The organism is Streptomyces sp. NBC_00207, assembly GCF_045160965.1.
Taxonomy (GTDB): Bacteria; Actinomycetota; Actinomycetes; order Streptomycetales; family Streptomycetaceae; genus Streptomyces.
The window spans coordinates 7,987,227-8,005,962 of the sequence record NZ_CP130715.1; the positions used below are offsets into that span (position 1 = coordinate 7,987,227).

19 protein-coding genes are annotated in these 18,736 nt (G+C 68.5%); 9 read left to right on the plus strand and 10 right to left on the minus strand.

Features of this window, described 5'->3' with window-relative positions:
- Nucleotides 1-210: 210 nt before the first annotated feature.
- Complete coding sequence (locus tag OG472_RS36980) at nt 211-366, plus strand: hypothetical protein (protein WP_157853303.1); 156 nt, start codon at nt 211-213, stop codon at nt 364-366.
- Between the two features lie 68 nt (nt 367-434).
- A complete protein-coding gene (locus OG472_RS36985) occupies nt 435-1,307 on the plus strand; it encodes a hypothetical protein (RefSeq protein ID WP_405942567.1) in 873 nt (290 codons plus the stop codon).
- On the opposite strand, the gene OG472_RS36990 is transcribed toward OG472_RS36985, so the two are convergent.
- Nucleotides 1,298-2,155: a hypothetical protein gene (locus OG472_RS36990; protein WP_405942568.1), complete on the minus strand. Its 858-nt coding sequence runs from the start codon at nt 2,153-2,155 to the stop codon at nt 1,298-1,300. The two genes, OG472_RS36985 and OG472_RS36990, sit on opposite strands and share 10 nt — an antisense overlap.
- Nucleotides 2,156-2,332: 177 nt before the next feature.
- On the opposite strand from OG472_RS36990, the gene OG472_RS36995 reads away from it, so the two are divergent.
- Nucleotides 2,333-2,770 (plus strand): NUDIX domain-containing protein, encoded by a 438-nt coding sequence (locus tag OG472_RS36995; RefSeq protein WP_405942569.1) that lies wholly within the window; start codon nt 2,333-2,335, stop codon nt 2,768-2,770.
- Between the two features lie 294 nt (nt 2,771-3,064).
- Here OG472_RS36995 and OG472_RS37000 read toward each other — a convergent pair whose 3' ends face one another.
- Nucleotides 3,065-3,499 (minus strand): NUDIX domain-containing protein, encoded by a 435-nt coding sequence (locus tag OG472_RS37000; RefSeq protein ID WP_405833340.1) that lies wholly within the window; start codon nt 3,497-3,499, stop codon nt 3,065-3,067.
- 790 nt (nt 3,500-4,289) lie between these two features.
- Here OG472_RS37000 and aspS point away from each other — a divergent pair.
- The gene (gene aspS, locus OG472_RS37005) at nt 4,290-5,606 is read left to right on the plus strand and encodes an aspartate--tRNA(Asn) ligase (RefSeq protein WP_405942570.1); all 1,317 of its coding nucleotides are present in this window, start codon (nt 4,290-4,292) and stop codon (nt 5,604-5,606) included.
- A 148-nt stretch (nt 5,607-5,754) separates the two neighbouring features.
- Here the strand turns inward: aspS and OG472_RS37010 are convergent, their stop codons facing one another.
- Nucleotides 5,755-6,999 (minus strand): hypothetical protein, encoded by a 1,245-nt coding sequence (locus tag OG472_RS37010; protein ID WP_405942571.1) that lies wholly within the window; start codon nt 6,997-6,999, stop codon nt 5,755-5,757.
- 425 nt (nt 7,000-7,424) lie between these two features.
- Here OG472_RS37010 and OG472_RS37015 point away from each other — a divergent pair, with 425 nt between their 5' ends.
- Together OG472_RS37015 and OG472_RS37020 are read left to right on the plus strand one after the other, a co-directional pair.
- The gene (locus OG472_RS37015) at nt 7,425-7,904 is read left to right on the plus strand and encodes an SAM-dependent methyltransferase (RefSeq protein ID WP_405833343.1); all 480 of its coding nucleotides are present in this window, start codon (nt 7,425-7,427) and stop codon (nt 7,902-7,904) included.
- Nucleotides 7,901-8,425, plus strand: a complete 525-nt coding sequence (locus OG472_RS37020) for a flavoprotein (RefSeq protein ID WP_401605724.1) — start codon at nt 7,901-7,903, stop codon at nt 8,423-8,425. The genes OG472_RS37015 and OG472_RS37020 overlap by 4 nt, the downstream gene beginning before the upstream one ends.
- Nucleotides 8,426-8,468: 43 nt before the next feature.
- Here OG472_RS37020 and OG472_RS37025 read toward each other — a convergent pair whose 3' ends face one another.
- A complete protein-coding gene (locus OG472_RS37025) occupies nt 8,469-11,135 on the minus strand; it encodes a tetratricopeptide repeat protein (RefSeq protein WP_405942572.1) in 2,667 nt (888 codons plus the stop codon).
- Nucleotides 11,136-11,660: 525 nt separating this feature from the next.
- Between OG472_RS37025 and OG472_RS37030 the strand changes: the two genes are divergently transcribed.
- Nucleotides 11,661-12,383 carry a hypothetical protein gene (locus OG472_RS37030; RefSeq protein WP_405942573.1) on the plus strand — a complete coding sequence of 241 codons (723 nt, stop codon included), beginning with the start codon at nt 11,661-11,663 and terminating at the stop codon, nt 12,381-12,383.
- A gap of 282 nt (nt 12,384-12,665) precedes the next feature.
- On the opposite strand, the gene OG472_RS37035 is transcribed toward OG472_RS37030, so the two are convergent.
- The 5 genes from OG472_RS37035 to OG472_RS37055 form a co-directional block, all read right to left on the minus strand.
- A complete protein-coding gene (locus OG472_RS37035; protein ID WP_405833348.1) occupies nt 12,666-12,932 on the minus strand; it encodes a metal-sensitive transcriptional regulator in 267 nt (88 codons plus the stop codon).
- 67 nt (nt 12,933-12,999) lie between these two features.
- Entirely contained in the window at nt 13,000-13,572 is a 573-nt protein-coding gene (locus OG472_RS37040) for a rhodanese-like domain-containing protein (protein WP_405833350.1), read from the minus strand.
- Between the two features lie 87 nt (nt 13,573-13,659).
- Complete coding sequence (locus OG472_RS37045) at nt 13,660-14,406, minus strand: sulfite exporter TauE/SafE family protein (protein ID WP_405833351.1); 747 nt, start codon at nt 14,404-14,406, stop codon at nt 13,660-13,662.
- The gene (locus OG472_RS37050) at nt 14,403-14,765 is read right to left on the minus strand and encodes a rhodanese-like domain-containing protein (protein ID WP_405943237.1); all 363 of its coding nucleotides are present in this window, start codon (nt 14,763-14,765) and stop codon (nt 14,403-14,405) included. Before OG472_RS37050 ends, OG472_RS37045 begins: the two co-directional genes overlap by 4 nt.
- Before the next feature lie 41 nt (nt 14,766-14,806).
- The gene (locus tag OG472_RS37055; RefSeq protein ID WP_405942574.1) at nt 14,807-16,183 is read right to left on the minus strand and encodes a rhodanese-like domain-containing protein; all 1,377 of its coding nucleotides are present in this window, start codon (nt 16,181-16,183) and stop codon (nt 14,807-14,809) included.
- 153 nt (nt 16,184-16,336) lie between these two features.
- On the opposite strand from OG472_RS37055, the gene OG472_RS37060 reads away from it, so the two are divergent.
- Nucleotides 16,337-17,248 carry an ABC transporter ATP-binding protein gene (locus OG472_RS37060; protein WP_405833355.1) on the plus strand — a complete coding sequence of 304 codons (912 nt, stop codon included), beginning with the start codon at nt 16,337-16,339 and terminating at the stop codon, nt 17,246-17,248.
- Complete coding sequence (locus OG472_RS37065) at nt 17,245-18,066, plus strand: ABC transporter permease subunit (RefSeq protein ID WP_405833357.1); 822 nt, start codon at nt 17,245-17,247, stop codon at nt 18,064-18,066. The genes OG472_RS37060 and OG472_RS37065 overlap by 4 nt, the downstream gene beginning before the upstream one ends.
- Nucleotides 18,067-18,080: 14 nt before the next feature.
- Here OG472_RS37065 and OG472_RS37070 read toward each other — a convergent pair whose 3' ends face one another.
- Nucleotides 18,081-18,734 carry a CBS domain-containing protein gene (locus tag OG472_RS37070; RefSeq protein WP_405942575.1) on the minus strand — a complete coding sequence of 218 codons (654 nt, stop codon included), beginning with the start codon at nt 18,732-18,734 and terminating at the stop codon, nt 18,081-18,083.
- Between the last annotated feature and the right edge of the window lie 2 nt (nt 18,735-18,736).

Genomic DNA, 18,736 nt, shown 5'->3' on the forward strand with positions numbered 1-18,736 from the left:
GCCGTCACCGTCTTGGTGGTCGTCCTGGCCATCGCCGGCGATCCCAGACGCTGACCGTCAACCGACCTCAGGAATCCCCGTTCACACGCCGTGGCCTCGCGCCATCCCCATCTCCTCACGGGCCCCGAAGCAGCAGGGCTGGTGAGGCATGCCCCAACGGGGTTGGGCCGACACCCGTCGGCTATGGAATTCGACGAATTGGAGACACGCATGGCAGCACAGAAGGAAGACCTGCTGATCGGAGTCGAGAGCCTGATCAAGGTCCAGGACCGCTTCACCGCCGCGGCGGCGGAGTCCGACTCCACCGGCACCTCCGCGGGCGACGACGGCGAGAACCGCGACGGCCTGAACCTCCCGCAGGAGTAGCGCCACCAGCGCACCACAGCTCCAACCCGGGGGCCTGTCATCCACGGCGGGCCCCCGGCCCTCACCCCATGACTCGACTGGAGGAAGACGTGGATCACCACTTCGTCACTGCAATGGAGAAGGCTCTCGGCTGGGACGGACCTGGCGCACTCGGATCTGCTTTCACCCGAGGCACGATCGAGGACCTTGATCTGCTCGATCGCCTGCTTAACCCCAGTAAGTTGCTTGACCTGGTGATGCGTCGCAGCGTCACCACGCCCCAGTTCCGCATTTTCCAGGAAGGGGCAGAACTGCACCCTGGCCGCTACATCCACCCCTCCGTCACTCGGCGGGGACAGGCCATCCCCATGGCCGACATGCGCCGCGTCGGTGGGCTGATGCGCGAGGGCTGCACCATGGTTCTGGACGAGGTCGAGCGGAGCCTCGCGGGCCTGTCCACTCCCGATGGCCACACCTTTCTCGGCAACGCCTGCACTGCCCTGGCAGATGCCGCCCGCGACGGCCTGTTCGGCGCCTGGGGTGTGGCCTCCTGGGATACCCGGTCGCTCGAGATGGTCCAGGTGGACGACCTGCCGTCCCCGGACCTCTTGATGGTCCGGGCCGGGTTCCTCGTGGGCATCGACCTACTCGACGCCATAAACGTCCTGCGCACGGCCTGGCAGCCGGGCGAGACCTGGGGCATGAGTCCCTTCGGTGGCGGCCACAGGAAGGTGTGGGAGGAATTCGACCCCCGGCCGTTCCTGCGACCGCGTCACGAGGATCTGTCCCGCATACAGGCGGCGTTCCGGGCCTCGTTCCACCTGCCCAGCGCCTCCGCGATGGCGGTCGGTACCGACGACCCCGGGCACCTGGCCCAGTTGGTCCAGACGCTGGGCGCGGAGGTGGACACCGCCGCCGTCAGTCAGTACCTGCGGGCCCTCCATGGACACCGTCAGAGCTGAAGCTCGGCTACCAGGCGCTCGGCCTCCTTCCGGGCTGGCGCCAGCAGCGGATCCTCCTCGTACGCGTAGGGTCCGACGATCTTCGACAGGAAGAACAGCGACATCAGCTTGCCGTCCCGGCTCTCCAAATCTGCACGCCGCTCCTGCTGGACGCGGTTCGCGAGCCCTGGGACGGCAAGCGCGTTGCCCCACAGCGTTGCGGCGTCCAGGCCCCGGGGCGCCATGCCCCAGTCCTCCCAATCAATGAGGGAGAACCCCGGCCCCATCACGTTGGCCCAGGTCAGATCTGCATGAGCCGGCGACCACCGCTCGATGCGCGTATCGGCCACCCCAGGGAAGACCGCTCCGAGGGTCTGGGTCACGTGCTCCTGCGTGATCGTCACCGTATCTGGTGTCGCGATCCGCGGTGTCTGCTGTGAGGCAAGCGCGTCCAGCGAAGCGTTCAGAGCTGCCCACCATTCGTCCGGCAGGCCCGGGTCTTCGAGCACCAGGGCGCCTTTGCCGATAGACGGCGATGGAATCAGCTCCAGCTCATCCGCGCGCCACATCACCGGCTCGCCCGACTCACGCCACGCCAGGCCCTGGTACCACTGGGGCATCGCGACCCCCTGAAGAACGGCAGCGGCCTCGGTCCCGTTCCAGCCCTGTGCGCCGATCCGCTCGAATCCCCGCCGTTCAATGCGCACCCATGTATCCCGTTCGGTACGGCAGCCCAGGGAACGGCGCTTGCGTACGAGGGCCTGCCGATCCAGTTGCACATGCAGGGCCGCTTCTACGCGCTTCAGCACGTCTTCCACCGGCTGACGGCGTAGATCCACCTGGGCAGCAGCGGTCAAGGGTCCATTCATCACGACCTCCTCGGCGAACGGATGACCGTAGCAGGAAGAGCCCCGCCGACACGATGCGTCCGTCAACACGGAGCACATCAACTTCGCTGGTCGTCGGCCGTTGCTGGGCAATCCGTCCACGGCGATGGCGGCTGGCCGCTGTACTGAGACCGTCAACAAGCAAGGAGACAGACCGAAATGATCGAACGAGTCCGCGCCGTCCTCGTCACCGCTGACGACACGATGCTGGTCATCCGTCGCACCAAGCCCGGCATCCCCGTGTACTGGGTCCTGCCCGGCGGCGGCGTCGAACCCAGCGACGAGTCCCGGGAGGCCGCCCTTCACCGGGAGATCCACGAGGAGATCGCGGGGAAGGCCGACGTCGTCCGACTCCTCCACACGATGGAGTCCGACGACGAGCGTCAGCTCTTCTACCTCGCCCGCATCGCCACCTGGTCCTTCGACGACCGCACCGGGCCCGAGTTCAGCGCCGAGGGCCGCGGCGAGTACGCGCTGGAGGAGATCCCGCTGACCGTCAAGGGCCTCGACGGCATCGACCTCAAGCCTGAGGAGATCGCTCACGTCCTCCGGGGCACCATCGGCGCCGGCGCCTTTCGTGCAGAGGCTGCGAAGTAGCTGTCCGACTTTGTGGACTTGCCGTCGGGGCCAACGCCGAAGTGCATCGGCCCCGACGGCGCCTGCCGCTAGTGGTTGCTGTGAGCTGCTCAGGTTGGGACGGGCACAGTTTGTTGGCACGGGCCAGACAGCGGGCGTTGGGCAAGGGATCTCAACATGCAGAAGCCGCCTGCGATGAGTCGGTGGCTCGTCCAGAGTTGCTGTCCGTGCGGGAATCTATGCTGGTCGAGGGCCTTGGGCGCCGTAGTGAGCGCCGCCACTCTCAGTCAGCACCTCCGCCCCCGCTTGCAGTGGCTAGTCGGACAGACGCCCCAGTAGCGCGCCTTGGCCGGACTGGAGAATGTGCGCGGCCTCTAGCGGGATCCAGAAACACTCGAAGTAGGTCGGCTCCTGCTCGCCGTCGTGGTCCTCCTGGCTCATCCAGCGCTCCGGCGTCGGCTCGGTCAGCTCCAGGTGGAAGACGTGCCGGTGCTGGATCTCGAACCGGTACGGGCTGATGTCGTACTCGGTCTCGCCGAGCTTGCAGACGATCTTGAAGTCCGAAAGGCCGGTCTCCTCGCGGGCCTCGCGCAGGGCGGCGCCTTCCGGGGTCTCACCGGGGCGGATGCTGCCTGCGGGCACCTGGATGCCAACCTCCTCATAGGAGTAGTCGGTGTGGCGGAACACCAGCAGGCGTCCGTCACGGACGACGTAGACGAGGACCTTTTCCTTCGTGACCTTCTCGGGCATAGCGACAACCTCCACTTGGTGCAGGAACTGGTCCATGAGCCCGGCCCGGTAGAGGACCGGGGCCTGCTTGTCCTGTGGTCGACCGCGATCGGTCGGTGTCCGGGGGGAAACCCAGAGTCTAGGCGCCCAACTTGCCGTCGAATCAGCGCAATTCTGTCGATCGGCTGGCCCGGGAAGACCCCGACTGCTACCGGGGCGGCCGACCGACGCCTGACCCTCGTTCGAGTGTGCGATGCCGAACCTGCCGCCGGTGCGTGAACCCTTGTCGCAGCCCGATCGGCCATCCTGCTGGCAGGATCGGCTGGCAGTCGCCGGCCTTGATCGCTGGCCCCGATCCGCCTTCGATCTGACCTGATCACGACGACGCCTGAAGCGCATGACGCAGTTGCCGGAGGTTGCGCCGATCGGAACAGTGGTCGGGGGAGGGAGACCATGCATGCTGGCTTCGACCCTGTGGGCTGATTCCCGAAGCGTGTCTCGATCATTCCGTTGTGTCGAATCTGACCGTGTCCGTATCCTCGTCTCAATGCGTTGACGGAGACGAGTAGCCACGGATCACGCGAGCAGAGAGAGCCGCCGGTAGCTGTGAAGGCGGACTCGCACCCGTGGTGAAGACCCTCCCGAGCGCGGGGAGGAAAGGCCCTCGGGCCCAATGCCCCGCCGGTTTGCCCCCGTCATCGGGCTGAATGAGGCCGCCGCTGTCTGGCGGTGGCAAAGGCGTGGTGGCACCGCGAGTACCCTTCTCGCCCACGCTTCCAAGGGATCATGACGACGCCCCTGGAGGGCTGCGATGATCCACAGCACTAGCCGCGTACTGGTTTCTGACCTGCGCGCACACGTCGACCAGACCGTGACCGTCTCCGGCTGGGTGAACGCGCTCAGGCTGCAGCGCAAGATGCAGTTCGTCATCCTGCGGGACCACTCCGGCATGGCCCAGGTGACCCACAAGCGCGACGGCGGCCCGCTCGAAGCCGTCATCGAATCACTCACCCCCGAGTCCGCCGTGCGGATCACCGGCCGCGTCGTAGAGGCGGCCCAGGTCAACCTGGGTGGCCTGGAGATCGTCCCCGAGACGATCGAGGTGCTGAACCGGGCGGAGACGCCCCTGCCGATCGACGAGCACACCGGCCCCGAGCACCGGCTCGACTGGCGGTTCCTCGACGTACGCAAGCGGGCCACCGCGCAGATGGTGTTCGCCGCGCAGACGACCCTGGAACAGGGGCTGCGCGAGTACGCCATGCAGAACGGCTGCACCGAGATGCACACCCCGAAGCTGATGGGCACCGCCTCGGAGTCCGGCGCGGAGGTGTTCAAGCTCGGGTACTTCGACAGCTCGGCCTACCTCGCGCAGTCGCCGCAGTTCTACAAGCAGATGGCCGTGGCCGCCGGCATCGACCGGGTCTTCGAGATCGGCCCCGTCTTCCGAGCCGAGCCGTCGTACACCTCCCGGCACGCGACCGAGTTCACCGGCGTGGACGTCGAGCTGTCGTGGATCGACGACGTCGAAGACGTGATGGCGTTCGAGGAGGGGATGCTTGCCCACGCCATCGCGAAGGTCGCCGAGGTCCACGGTGAGGCGATCCAGGAGATCTTCGGCGTCGAAGTTGTCGTGCCGGAGGCTCCGTTCCCCAGGATCACGATGGCCGAGGCGCAGGAGATCCTGCGGGCCGGCGGCTGGGACCCCGAAGGCGTCAAGGAGGACCTGGACCCGGAGGGTGAGCGGACCATCGCCGCCCACATGAAGGAGCTCACGGGCCACGAGTTCGTGTTCATCACGCACTACCCGGCCAGCATCCGGCCCTTCTACCACATGCGTCCGGCGGACCGGCCGGACCTGACGCTCAGCTTCGACCTGCTCTGGAAGGGCCTGGAGATCACCACCGGGGCCCAGCGTGAGCACCGCTCCGACGTGCTGCTCAAGCAGGCGGAGGAGAAGGGCATGGACACCGAGCCGATGCAGGACTACATGAACATCTTCCGGTTCGGGTGCCCGCCCCACGGCGGCCTTGGCGCCGGCCTGGGCCGGATCCTGATGGTCATGCTCGGCCTCGACTCGATCCGCGAGGCCGCGTTCCTGTTCCGCGGACCGAACCGCCTCACCCCCTGACCCGAGGTAAGAGGTACTGCTCCCCACCGCTGCCCAGGCGGTGGGGAGCAGGGACGGCTCAGGCCCGGTGTGGCCCGGTCGAGGGTCCACCGGTGTTCCGCCTGCCCAGCGCTACCGCGTCGGCAGTCAGGCTGGCGTGGCCGTCACCTCAGCGGTGCCCATCCCTCACCCTGAACAGGCTGGTCCTGCCCACGGCCGCTGGCCCCCTTGAGGCGTGCCAGACCGGAGCGCCTCCCATGGTGATGGTCCAGCCCAACGCGTTGTCGCGCGACAGCTCCCCGACCATGAACTCCGCGGCCAGGGTCCGCAGGAAGCGCATGAAGCTCGGTTCGTTTCGGAACTCGGATGCGAGTGGGTACATCAGGATCGGGATTCGCCCATGCCCGGTCCAGGTCGAGTTGGAGTAGTCGATGGCCTGGGCTATCAGCTTCGCCGGATCACTGCTTGGCTGCTTCACCTCGAGCCCGAAGACCACATCGGTCTTCTTCCAGCCTGTCGTGTCACGCGGAGTCAGGAGAAGGTCCAGGCGGACGGTTTTCCCGTGAATGGACTTACCGGAGACCTGACGCTGAATCTCGAAGAAGGGGGAGAGCTGTCGGACAAGCCAGTTGACCAGGTCGGCCTCTAGCTCGAATCGGGGAACGTCGTCCGTCACCTGGGCGCCGCCTCGGCAGTTTGTGATCCCTGGATGGGTGTCCGGCGACTGGGGGCAGTGCTGCCAGCTGTACCGGTACTGATTCCCGTCGTGGTAGTCGGCAGAACAGCTACACGGACCAAGAAGACTGTCGCACTCTTGCAGGGACCCGTAGATGCTCTTTTGCATGTGCGAGACGGGGTAGTCGGCGACGATCCTTCCATCCCATAAGAATGCCGAACAGGTGTGCACCAGCTGTAAGTAGGACGCGGTCGGTCCCGAGGTCGTCGCTGGACCGTACCCCATGTAGATCATGGATCTTGTCCCGTCAGGGTGCCCCAGGACCAGAGTCCTTTCCATGCCTGCGTAGTCGATGATCTCGGACAGGTCCCGCTCCTCCATCTGCGGCGACACCCTGACAACTCGCAGCCCGGAGGGAGCAAGGGCGACCGCCGGGGGCGCGTCGGTGGGCCAGAAGTCCTTGACCCTGTCCGGCCTGGCCGTGGCGGAGTGAGAGCCGTGACACCACATCGTCTCAGCCGACACAAAGTGCTTGACCGGCTCACGAGCCTCTTCCCCAAACCCCTGGACACAGGCCGTGCATGACAACGAACCGGAGCTGTACCGCACGCTTCTGGAACGACACGTCTCACAGTTCTGCAGCGGCGTCCCGTCTGATTGCACGGGGTAGACCGAGAAGCCGTAGGTCGTCACGATGTACTCTGCGAGTTCCCTCCCGCGAAGGCTGTCGACGTTCACGTCTGCCACATTCCCCCCAGGGTGTCTGGCTCGTGGTGGTTGCCTACATACGCGTGATCAACATGTCTGCCCCCTGCGTCCGATCACCACCCCGCTGGCGCATCGTTGACGCATATCCACAACCTGCTCTCCCAGGTGACTTCGTGGCCAACGCCGTTGGCAACCCTCGCACGCGGGTATGACAGCACGCTCCGGATGTGCCCGGGGGCCGCGGTCCGGGCCGAGGCGTTTGCAGAGCTGCCGCTGTACGTTCCGTTCGGGCTCGTCCAGCCGGTACAAGGGCACCTGGACGCGGTGATCGGGTGAGTCGTCGAGTGGCCTACGCCGTCGCGGCCGGATCTCGGAGTTGTGGTGCTCGACTGGTGCGCTGCCCTCTGGCCCACGCATAGATTGGGCCGGTTAGGGCGGGGCATGAAGGGGAGCGCATGACGCAATCGTTGGAGATCACGCCGATCGGGACCGTGGTCGGGGGACGGGTCGAGCCCACGGACGACCATTGGGGAGGGCAGGCGATCATCCGTCTGAACCCGGACTTCCCCGTCGAGGTCGTGCAAGGCCTGGAGGAGTTCTCGCACCTCCTCGTCGTCTGGCACTTCCACAAGGCATCGCCCAACGATGTCGCCCTGCACGCACGGAGCCCCCGCAACAATCCGGCCTGGCCGCCGACCGGCACGTTCGTGCACCGCAATCACCGCCGGCCGAACCAGCTCGCGCAGTCGTTTCCCCGCCTGGTGAAGGTCGATGGCCTGGACCTCTATGTCGAGGACCTCGACGCGATCGACGGCACCCCGATCTACGACGTCGCACCGTACTTCCAGCAGATGGGACCGCGGGGCGAAGTACGCGAACCGAGCTGGCCAGCGGAGATGCTCGCGGACTACTGGCGCTCAAGGGGACTCGCGTGACGGATCCGCAGTGCAAGCCGTTCCTGTACGTCGTCGTCTGTGCCGCCGGGATCGCGGACGACGTCGGCAAGCTGATCACGGCGGCCCAGGAGCGGAACTGGGACGTCGGGGTCGTCGCCACTCCGCATGCCCTGCCCTTCCTCGACGTCCCTGCGATCGAGACGCAGACCGGCTTCGAGATCCGTTCTGCCTGGAGGTCGCCGGGTGACGATCGGCCCCTGCCGCCGGCGGACGCCATCGTGGCTGCCCCTGCAACCTTCAACACGGTCAACAAGTGGGCCGCGGGCTTCGCCGACAACCTCGCGCTGGCCATCCTGTGCGAGGCGTACGGAATGGACATCCCCACCGCCGTCCTGCCGTACGTGAACTCCGCCCTGGCGGCGCACCCCGCGTACCGGCGAAGCATCTCCGAACTTCGTGAGATGAAGGTATCGATCGGGAGCTACGATCCTCACCGCCCGAAGGCCGGCGGCGGCGCCGACCGCTTCCACTGGGATAGGGGCGCGTTCACGGGCGGATAGGCGGCGCAGGCGTCGGCTGCCTCGGCCTTCGTGCCGGTTTGGGTCAGCTGGCGCCGAGGCGGCGCCACGGCCTGACGTACCAGCGGCGCGACCATGCCAGGTGCCTCTCCGCGACGGCCAGATTGTTGCGACTTCGTGCGGTGTCGGGGTGGTCCGTGCCCAGTGCACGGGTGCGGTCGTCGAGGACCTGCCGGAACTGCTCGACTGCTTCCGTGTGCCTGCCGAGGTGGTTCAATGCCATGGCCAAATTGGTGCGGCTGGTCAGGCTGAGGGGGTGCTCCGCGCCCAGAGTGCGTGTGTAGTCGGTGAGGTTCTGCCGGTGCAGATCAGCTGCTTCCGCGTGCCGGCCCCGTTCGTTGAGGGCGTTGCCAAGATTGTTGCGGCTGCTTCGGGTGTCGGGGTGGTTCGGTCCCAGCACCCGTGTGTAATCGGTGAGGTTCTGGCGGTGCAAGTCGACCGCTTCCGCGTGCCGGCCGAGGTGGTTCAGGGCGTTGGCGAGGTTGTTGCGGGTACTCAGGGTGTCGGGGTGGTCCGGACCCAGCACCCGTGTGCAGTCGGTGAGGCTTCGACGGTGCCGATCGATTGCTTCCGTATGCCGGCCCTGGAGGCCCAGCATGAGAGCGAGCTTGCTCTGGCTAAGCAGGGTGTCGGGATGGTCAGGTCCCAGTACCTGCATACGGTGGAGCGAAATCCGCGCGTACAGATTCGCCGCTTCCCCGTGTCGGCCGAGACTGACCAGCGCGTTTGCGAGGTCGTCGAGGCTCTCCAGGGTGTCGGGGTGATTCGGACCCAGCACCCGGGTCCGGTCGGCGAGGTTCACCTCAAACAGTTCGAACGCCTCGGTGTACTGGCCGAGGCAGCCCAGTTCACGGCCCAGACCGCTGCGACTCTCCAGGGCGTCGGGATGATCCGGCCCGAGAACGCGTGCTCGGTCGGTGAGGTTCTGGCGATGCAGATCGACTGCTTCGGCATGTCGGTTGAGACCGCCCAGCGCGTTCGCGAGGTTGTGGCGGCTGCGGAGGGTGTTCGGGTGGTCCGGTCCGAGAACGCGTGCGCGGTCGATGGTGTTCTGCTCGAGTAGCTCGATGGCGTCCGCGTGCTGTCTCAGACTTTGCAGCGTGACGGCGAGGCCGTCGATGCTGGTCAGCGTGTCGGGGTGGTCCGGTCCCAGGACCCGGGTGCGTGTTGTTGCTGCCTGACGGTCCAGACGCAGGGCTTCGGTCGCCTCGCCGGCGTCGTCCAGAAGTCGTGCCAACGAGTACAGGGCGCTGGCGAGTTCGAGGTCGTCACGGCATCCCTCGAGCTCGGCGAAGGCCAGTGCGTGGGGTGCCAGAAGCCTGCCGATGGGCCATCCCGTACGTCCCGTGCCGTTCAGGCCTCGCACTGTGGTCACCATGTGATCGGCGAGAGCCCGGTACCAGCGGCTCGGGTCAGGGGACTCGCTGGTCAGGGCAAGGGCGGAGATCTCACGGATCAGGGGATGAAGTGACACCTGGGCGATGTCCGAGCCGGCCGGACCGGTTGCGGGAGTGTCCACAAGACCGTAGGTGTGCAGGCCGTTGATCGCCGCCTCGACGTCGGTCGCGGTCGTCGCCTGGCCGGTGGCCGCCGTCACCAGGCTCGGCGTGATGAGCGACAACGGAACGGGCGCAGTGCCGAACAGCGAGAGCAGGCGCAGGATGTGGCGTGCCCGGGTGGTGCCCCTGGCGGTGAGCTGGCCCAGGGAGAGGTCCCAGGTGTGGCGGACGAGGCTGCGGGCAACATCTGGGTCGGCGGCGTCGGGGTGTTCGGCACCGAGTAGGGCAGACAGTTCGTGGTCCAGGGCTTGCCTGTAGGCGGTGAACGTACGGTGTCGGCTGGCGACGGCGGCCAGGTAGCGACCGGCGGTGTGGAGCGCGAGGGGGAGACCGCCGAGCCGGTCGGCCAAGAGCCGTGCGTCTTCCAGGGTGCCCGCCTCGGGTGCGCCGTCGAGCAGAGCGCGGGCGCCGGCATCCGGGTCGAGCGGGGCCAGGCGGTGCAGAACGGCGCGGCCGCCCCAGGTGTCAGGGTCGGTGTCGCGGCTGGTGACCAGCAGGAGGCCGCTGCCGCCGGGGCGGATCCAACCCCGGTAGGAGGCAACGGGCTCCCTGTCGGGACCCACGGCAGCGGGCTGGTCGACGTTGTCCACGACCAGCAGCCATGAACGCTCCAGGGCGAGCTGCTGCCACACCACGTCCGGCAGGCTTGCCCGGCCCGACCGGACCGATTCCAGCTGTTCTTCCGAAAGCCCGCAGGCGAGTGCAACCCGGGTCATCTGCTCGGCAAGGTCCCGTTCGTCGCGCCACGGTACCCAGAACACCGGCGTACCATCGGCAACGGCCTGGTCGGCCAGTAGGGCGGCCAAGGTGGTTTTGCCCATTCCCCCCGTGCCGCACAGCACCGCGAACCGGCCGTCGGGACGACGTAACATCGTTCCCAGCGTGGCGAGGTCGGCGTCCCGGCCGCGCACCGGCCCCCCGGTGTGCGCGGGTGCGAGAGACCCGTGCCTGTTTGGCAGTACCCGTTCCAGAGGAAGCTGCCGCGGATTCGCGCGTCCCGCGCCGGCATCCAGGCTCTTGGCCCAGAACTGAAGTACGACCGCCGCAACGATCAGAACACCGAATGCGGGCCACACGAGCCGGGGATCTTGGGCCCAGGTGGGAACCACTGCCGTCACGTAGTTCGTGATCACGCCCATCCCGGCCGCGACCAATGCCGCGCCCACCGCGACCGCAGACCCGGCCCGCGCACTCGTTCCCCGCAAGACATCGTTCCCTTCGCGCTGTCGCAACGACCAGCATGACGCCTGCAGGCCGGCTCGCAGGGCACGATGCCGAAACTCGACGACTCTCCGGGCTGCGAAGGTGAAAGCCGTTCTCATGGGCAGAGGCACAGAGACCTCAGGAGTTCAAACGGTGGTCCAACTCAGAGCAGTGATCGTCTCCTGCGGCGGGCAGGCGCACTGCCGGTTCTCGACGATGTAGACGACAGGACCAGGGAACCAGTCATCACGACCTCCTTGGCGAACGGATGACCGTAAGGGCGCCGCAACGGCAGCTGCGACGCCGGGAGCCGACGGGCGCTGCTGTGGTCGGCTCTGCACCGAAAGGGGAGAGTCGGCGCATGTGGATGGCCTCGCCCTGAGTGGGGACTCGGTCCGCGGCGAGGCGGCGTGTTGTCATCCGGGTGGGGGTCGCTGCGGGCGGACACTTCTCGCATGCCCGAGGACCAGACGAAGTCCGTCCCTCCCGAACCGCTGTTGCAGATGATCGCCAACCTTGCCCGGTTCCATCGAGAACATGAGCAGTTCTACGCGCAGGCTCCGCTGCGGCAGGCGAGCGAGCTTCAGGCGTGCTCCCGGGCACTGAAGTCTCTGGCAGGCCGGTGGAGTGTGATCGACGCCGGTGAGCCGGCAGAGAATCCGTTCGCCGGTGCGGAGGATCTGAACGCCCCCGGACTCGTCGCGGAGTCGGGAATCCTCTTCATGGAGGGGGAGGCCGAGCCCGTCGAGCTTCAGCGGCTGAAGCGGGACGTCGGGGAAATCGCGGAAGACAGCGAGCAGACCGGAATCTGGCTGGCGCACGCGATGGAGCAGGCGTGGGAGGCCGCCGGCTTCTTGGTTGCTTATCCGGCGCTTGCCGATCTGCTCGGGGAGCGCCATCGCATCATTGCCAACGACTGGCAGTCGGCAGGGTTGCTGGCGCTGGTTGCCCACCTGCTGCGCCGCTCCCTCGACCTGTTGGATCGGGTCACGTTCTCTCCCGCGGCGCTGCGAGCCGACCTCGGGTCCGAGCGGAAGACCCCTGCCTACCTCTTCTCGGCGTCCGAGCTGCTCGACCGGGCGGCGGACCTCCTCGCGGAATCGGCAACGCTCGTGCGCGACAACGAACGGCGGTGGCGCGTGTTCGGCGCTCGCGTCCGCCGGCTGCGGTTCGGCTGAAGCGGCTACGTCGGAGCCGTCGTACGGCGCATCCGTTCACCTCACAGAGCCGGCCGACGATGCGCAGGCCGCTATGCGACCAGGCGTCAGGTGGTTGACGGCGGAAGGGAGGCGTGCGGGCCGACCCGTTGGGCGGGACTCGTGCAGTACGACCTCGGGCACGACCTCCACCAAGTCCGGGACATGCGCCGGGCACGGCGGATGCCCGTCTTCGGTGCGGTGTCCATGGGCGTGCAACCCGAGGCGTGGCGGCGCGCGGCCCGCGTGTCTTCCAGGTGGCCGTCAGGCGAGGGCGAGGAAGAGCTTTTCGAGTTCTTCCTCGGTCATGGGGGCCTCGGTTCCGTCGGCGTTGTTCATGCACTGGCGCATGCCGCTGGCAACGATCTTGAAGCCGGCGCGGTCGAGCGCTTTGGAGACGGCGGCGAGCTGGGTGACGACGTCCTTGCAGTCGCGGCCGGCTTCGATCATGGCGATGACACCGGCGAGCTGTCCCTGGGCGCGGCGCAGCCGGTTGAGGACTGAGCTGACCGCGTCGTCGTCGACCTTCACCGGGTGCCTCCTGTTTGGTGTGCTCTCCGGATCCATAGTACCCCAGGGGGTATTTTCCCTTCCGGGGTCAGTGATTGAGGAGCCTTGCGAGGGTGGCATCGAGGTCGCCGGGCTGAGGCCGGTTGTGGGGGAGCTTGGCGAGGACGGCCGCCATGCCGCACGAGTTGGTCAAGGCGGAGTAGGCGAGGCCGCCGGCGACTGCGGCGGAGATGAGCTGGAAGGCGGGGTGGATCAGTCCGAGCCCGATACCTGCGAGGACGAGGGCGCCGGCGGTCAGGCGGACCTGGCGTTCCATGCCCCACGTGGTGCGCGAGGCTTGTTCGGCGCGGTGGAGGTCGTGCCCCGCTGCGGCCCACGCGCCGGTGCCTCCTGTGAGGGTGGCGGTGTCGACGCCGTGCTCGGCGAGCGTCCTGCAGACGCTGTCGGAGCGTGCTCCGGAGGCGCAGACGACGAGGATGTCGCCGCGGTCGGCGGCGTGGCGGATGGCGGGAAGGGCGCGTGAGATCTGGTCGAGCGGGATGTTCAGGGCGCCGGGCAGGTGACCTGCGGCGTACTCGCCGGGAGTGCGGACATCGAGGACGGTGAGCTCGTGCAGGCGGGTGTGGGCATGGTGGGCGTTGAGGGCGTGGCGGGTGGTCATGGCGGACTGTCTCCTGCCGGTTGTGGGCGGTGTCCGGTGCGGATACCGGGCGTGCTGTGGGGGTGTGGCCGTGGGGTGGATCTGCTGTCAGCGGACCGCGTCGGTGAGCATCATGACCGCGACGCACAGCAGCACGACCGCGAAGATCCGTTGCAGGCTCGAGCCCTTGATCGCGGCGGCCAGGCGCCGTCCGTCCCAGGCGGCGAGGATCGCCGCCCCGGTGAAGGGCGCGACGACGGCCCAGTCCAGAGGCGCGGCGCCGCCCGTACGGACGGTGAGTGCGGCGAGCGAGTTGACGGTGATGACGAGCAGGCTGGTTCCGATGGCCACCCGCATCCTCAGACCCAGTACTCCTACGAGGGCGGGGACGGCGAGGAACCCGCCGCCGACCCCCAGGAATCCGGTGACGGCACCCAGGCTCGCGCCGGCTCCGGCAGCCCGCACGGGGCGGACCGGGCCGAGCTCGTTCTCGGGTGCGGGGGACTTGAGCATGTGCAGGGCCGCCAGGCCCGCGACGGCTGCGAACGCTGCGGTGAGCAGTTGTCCGGGCAGGTGTGCCGAGAGGGCGGCGGCCGTCACGGCGGGAGGGATGCCGGCGGCTGCGAAGAGGGCGCCGGTTCTCCAGCGGACGTTGCCGGAGGCGGCGTGGGCGTAGAGCGAGGTGGCGGAGGTGGCGGTGACGATGATCAGGGACGCGGTGGTGGCGGCGGCCGGGGTGAAGCCGAGCAGGTAGATCAGGGCGGGGACCGCGAGCACGCTGCCGCCGCCGCCCAGCGCGCCGAGTGCCAGGCCGACAACGGCTCCTGCGATCAGGGCGAGGGCGAGCGTGTTCACGCTATCGAGCCGTGGTTTCCGTGGCCGTCGACGACCGGAAGTCCCGCTGCGGCCCAGGCGTTCATGCCGCCCGTGATGTCGACGACGGCCCCGGCTCCCCGTTCGGTCAGGAGTCTCGCGGCCCGCTGCGACCGGTGCCCGGAGCGGCAGATCGCCATCAGCGGCCGTCCCCGGGCGGCCCGGGGCAGGTCGGCGCCGGCCAGCAGGGCGGAAAGCGGTGCGTGCACGGCGCCGGGTGCGTGCCCGGCTGTCCATTCCGCCCGCTCGCGTACGTCGAGCAGGACGGCGGCCCCGTCACGGGTGCGCTGATGGGCATCGGCTGGAGTCACGCGGGCGGGGCGGCGCCGGAAGGGGAACATCATGGGGTCCTTCTCTCGTCGGGAACGGGGAGGCCGAGTCGTCAGCTGTCGGTGCGGGGTCCGGTGGCCATCGGGAGACCCGAGCGCCTGGCGGCGTCGAAGGAGTCGTCGACGGCCACGACGTCGCGCCCAGCGGCGTCGAGCAGGGAGGCCGCGATCCCCGCACGCATGCCGCCCGCGCAGTGGACCCACACCACTCCGGCCGGTACCTCGTCCTGGCGTCGGTGGAGCTGGTGGATCGGGATGTGCACCGAGTCCTTGATCCAGCCGTCCGCGCGTTCGGACTCCCGTCGTACGTCCAGCACGATCCGGTGCTCGTAGGGGTCCAGGGCGGCGAGGTCGGCGAACGTGGCCCGTGGGAAACCCCGCAGCTGTTCGTGTGCGGAGATCCAATCGACGGGCTCTCCGGTGGCGGCGGCGGCCGGCCGGTCGATACCGACCCGGGCCAGTTCGCGCTGTGCCCGCGCCAGCTGCACGGGGGATTCCGCGAGGAGGGTGACGGGCTTGCCCCACGGGATCATCCACGCCAAGTACGTGGCGATCTTCCCGTCGGCCTCGAAGTTGAAGGACCCCGCGACGTGCCCCTGGGCGAAGGCGATGCGATTGCGCAGGTCGACCACCCACTCTCCGGCGGCCAGGCGGGCGGCGATGTCAGCGGCGTCCGCCACGGGAGGTGCGGTGAGGTCGACCGGAGCCGGGCCCGCGGCGTTGACCGGCCCCATGTGGGCGTAGTAGGCGGGCACGTCTTCGAGCCCGGCCAGCAGGGCGGTGACGAAGGCGTCGACGTCCTGGACCAAGGCGTCGTTGCCCGCCTTCTCCTTGCCGATGGTGGTGGCGTCCCCGTCGGCCTGGGCTGAGGAGCAGAAGCTTCCGAACCCGTGGGTGGGCAGCACCTGGGTTTCGTCCGGCAGTTCAGCGGCCAGCCGGTGTGCGGAGGCGTGCTGGGCGCGGGCCAGCGCCTCGGTCAGTCGCGGTTCGACCAGGTCGGGCCGTCCGACCGTGCCGATCAGCAGGGAACCTCCGGTGAACACGGCGACGGCCGCACCCCGCTCCTCCAGGACGTAGGAGGTGTGGTGCGGGGTGTGGCCGGGGGTGGCCAGTGCCCGCAGCGTGATTCCCGCGTCCACCGTCACGATGTCGCCGTCCTGGACCGGCGTGCGGGCGAAGGACACCCGGGCCGCGGCGGGCACCAGGTAGGCGGCGCCGGTGAGGCGGCTCAGGTCCAGGCCGCCGGTGACGTAGTCGTTGTGGATGTGGGTCTCCACGACGTGGGAGATCCGCACCCCCCGGCGGGCCGCCGCGGTGAGCACCTGGTCGATGTCGCGCGGCGGGTCCACCGCCACGGCCGTGCGGGCGCCGCCGGCCAGGTAGCTGCGGTTGCCGAGCCCTTCCAGATCAAGGGTGTCTATGAAGAACACGCTGTCGCTCCTTATCTCGAGAATTACCCCCGGGGGTATATTGCGAGCGTACACGAATACCCCCGGGGGTATTCTTTGCACACTGTCCCGGGACCGCTCTCCGCCCGCTGCGCGTCGGTCTGGGCCAGAGCACAGACTGGTGGGGTGGGCAGCATGGATGCGATCGAGCTCAGGGGACTGACCAAGCGCTACGGCGCCGTGGTCGGGGTGGAGGACCTCACACTCGGCATCGGTCCGGGCGAGGTGTTCGGCTTCCTCGGGCCGAACGGGGCCGGCAAGACCACCACGCTCAGGTGCCTGACGGGTTTGCTGCGCCCAACCGCCGGCCATGTCAGGGTGCTGGGGATGGACCCGCTCGCCGATCACCGCCGGGTGGCACGGGAGCTCGGCTACCTCCCGGGTGAGCTGCGCCTGTACCCGGAGCTCACCGGGGCGCAGACCCTCGACCTCCTGTGTTCCCTCCAGGGTCGGCCCTGTGCGCGGCGAGCCGAGCTGTGCGAGCGGCTCGGGCTGACGCCCGCGGTCCTGCGGCGCACGGTGGGCGGGTACTCGCGCGGCATGAAGCAGAAACTGGGCCTGGTGCAGGCGCTGCAGCACGATCCCCAGCTGGTGGTCCTGGACGAGCCGACCGAGGGGCTGGACCCTCTGGTGCAGGAAACGTTCTTCGAGCTGATGGAGCAGGCAGCAGCCGACGGCCGCACTGTGCTGTTGTCCAGCCACGTGCTACCGGAGGTCCAGCGGGCCTGCGGACGCGTGGCGATCGTCCGGGAAGGGCGCCTGGTAACGGTGGAGAGCGTGGCCGCACTCCGGGAGGCGCGGGCGCGCCGGATCCGCCTTGCCTTCGACGACGGGAAAGGGCCGCGCGCTCTGGGGAGCGCGGAACAGTGGGCGCCCCGCTGGGAGGGCGACCGGGTGGAGCTTCTCGTACCCCCGAGCGAGGTGGTGGAAGCATTGCGTGAGCTGCTGGCCTTGGGGATGGCGGACGTCATCGTGGAGGAGGCGGGCCTGGACGAGGCGTTCCTGGATCTGTACCGCAATGGTAGGGCGGAGGGGGCCGCGCCATGAAGTCGCGGTGGCCCCTGCTGTGGCTGGCACTGCACCGGCGCCGGCGAATGCTGGTGGCCCTCATGGTCGGGATGGTCGTCTTCGAGGCACTGATCGTGGTGGTGGCGAACACGATCGCGCCGGGGCAGCTGTTCTCGGCGGGCGGGAAGGGCCCTCCTTCGGCGTACCGGGCGTTCAGCGGGTCGGGCGGCGACGTTTCGATCGCGAGCTATCCGGGGCTGCTCGGCGCCGGACTGGTCCATCCGTTCTGGATCGCCATGCAGCTGACCGCGATCGGGGCGCTGGCCGCGGCCGCGGTGGCGGCCGACGTGGAATCAGGGACGATCGAGCTGGTCATGGTGCGCCCCGTGAGCCGCAACCGGCTCCTCGCCGAGCGGACCGCCGCCGTGGTGATCGCGGCCCTCGCCCTCAACGCCGCAGCGACGCTGACGGTGGCGGCGGGCGTCTGGCTGTCGCCGGACATCCACCGGGACGTGCCGTTGAGCGGCGTCTTCGCGGCGGGGCTGATGGGGTTCGGCTTCGCGCTGTGTCTGGCCGGACCGGCCCTGGCCGTATCGGCCGGGGGGAGCCGACGCGCCCAGGTGATCGGTGCGACGATCGCCATCGGAGCGGTCGGCTTCGCGGTCAACTTCATCGCGCTGGCCTGGTCGAAGGCAGCCCCCCTGCGGTTCATCAGCCCTTTTCACTACTACACACCGGGTGACGCCCTGGCACAGGGCCACGTGCTGTGGCCGCAGCTGGGGGTGCTGGTCGGGGTAGGAGTGGTGGGGCTCGTCCTGGGCCACGCGTTGCTGATGAAGCGGGACCTGGCCCCGTAACACCGACATTGCGCTCACGCGGATGCAGAGCCTTCGAGCCGGCAGTGCACACCGACCACGCCTTCGACGGCCCGGGCGAGGCGAGTGGCCACGGGGATGAGGTGCGGGTCGCGGGTCCTTCCGGTCAGGGTGACGATGCCGTGCGTGACGTCGACCGTGATGCCACGGTGCGAGAGCGGGAAGAGACGCTCGACGACCTCGCGGCGGACCTCGGCGGCCAGGTCGTCGTCGGAGCGGAGGAAGACCTTCAGGAGGTCGGCGCGGCTGACGATGCCGAGGATGGTGCCATCGGCGTCGACGACCGGAAGCCGTTTGATGTGGCGGTCGGTCATCAGGCGGGCGGCCTGAGGGAGCGTGGCGTCGGGGCGGATCGTGACGGCTGGGCTGGTCATCAGCTGCTCGGCACGGACCGATCCGGCCTTCGCGGTGTCGCCGAGCCGGCGCATCTGCTCGATGAGGCTCGGCCCGTGTTCGTGGAACTCCTCCTTGGTGAGGAGGTCGGCTTCGGAGACGACGCCGACGACATGGCCCTCGCCTTCGATGACCGGGACCGCGGTGACCTTCCAGCGCTCCATCGCGGTGGCGATCTCCTTGAACTCGGCGGCGGCGGTGACGGTGACGACGGTCTTCGTCATGACGTCGTTGACGGTGTACGGGGTGGAGGTCATGG